General features: G+C 56.0%; 1 rRNA gene (running past one end of the window). It reads left to right on the top strand.

The features are described 5' to 3' along the window. Window positions 1-1,400: ribosomal RNA gene (locus tag ABZW32_RS39290) — 23S ribosomal RNA — on the top strand; it begins 1,823 nt to the left of the window's first position. The last annotated feature ends 32 nt before the right edge of the window (window positions 1,401-1,432 follow it).

Here is a 1,432-nt window from a genome sequence, read left to right on the forward strand (position 1 = left end):
CATTAAGGCTGAGACCTGATGCCGAGCCGATTGTGGTGAAGTGGATGATCCTATGCTGTCGAGAAAAGCCTCTAGCGAGTTTCATGGCGGCCCGTACCCTAAACCGACTCAGGTGGTCAGGTAGAGAATACCGAGGCGTTCGGGTGAACTATGGTTAAGGAACTCGGCAAAATGCCCCCGTAACTTCGGGAGAAGGGGGGCCATCACTGGTGATCGGACTTGCTCCGTGAGCTGGGGGTGGCCGCAGAGACCAGCGAGAAGCGACTGTTTACTAAAAACACAGGTCCGTGCGAAGCCGTAAGGCGATGTATACGGACTGACGCCTGCCCGGTGCTGGAACGTTAAGGGGACCGGTTAGTGACCTTTCGGGGTTGCGAAGCTGAGAACTTAAGCGCCAGTAAACGGCGGTGGTAACTATAACCATCCTAAGGTAGCGAAATTCCTTGTCGGGTAAGTTCCGACCTGCACGAATGGCGTAACGACTTCTCGACTGTCTCAACCATAGGCCCGGTGAAATTGCACTACGAGTAAAGATGCTCGTTTCGCGCAGCAGGACGGAAAGACCCCGGGACCTTTACTACAGTTTGATATTGGTGTTCGGTTCGGCTTGTGTAGGATAGGTGGGAGACTTTGAAGCCGTGACGCCAGTCATGGTGGAGTCGCCGTTGAAATACCACTCTGGTCGTGCTGGATGTCTAACCTCGGTCCGTGATCCGGATCAGGGACAGTGTCTGATGGGTAGTTTAACTGGGGCGGTTGCCTCCCAAAGGGTAACGGAGGCGCCCAAAGGTTCCCTCAGCCTGGTTGGCAATCAGGTGTTGAGTGTAAGTGCACAAGGGAGCTTGACTGTGAGACCGACGGGTCGAGCAGGGACGAAAGTCGGGACTAGTGATCCGGCGGTGGCTTGTGGAAGCGCCGTCGCTCAACGGATAAAAGGTACCCCGGGGATAACAGGCTGATCTTCCCCAAGAGTCCATATCGACGGGATGGTTTGGCACCTCGATGTCGGCTCGTCGCATCCTGGGGCTGGAGTCGGTCCCAAGGGTTGGGCTGTTCGCCCATTAAAGCGGTACGCGAGCTGGGTTTAGAACGTCGTGAGACAGTTCGGTCCCTATCCGCTGTGCGCGTAGGAATATTGAGAAGGGCTGTCCCTAGTACGAGAGGACCGGGACGGACGAACCTCTGGTGTGCCAGTTGTCCTGCCAAGGGCATGGCTGGTTGGCTACGTTCGGGAGGGATAACCGCTGAAAGCATCTAAGCGGGAAGCCTGCTTCAAGATGAGTATTCCCACCTCCTTGAGAGGGTAAGGCTCCCAGTAGACGACTGGGTTGATAGGCCAGATGTGGAAGCCCGGTAACGGGTGGAGCTGACTGGTACTAATAGGCCGAGGGCTTGTCCTCAGTTGCTCGCGTCCACTGTGTTAGTTCTGAAG

The sequence above is a fragment of the Streptomyces sp. NPDC004667 genome (assembly GCF_040609475.1).
Taxonomy (GTDB): domain Bacteria; phylum Actinomycetota; class Actinomycetes; order Streptomycetales; family Streptomycetaceae; genus Streptomyces.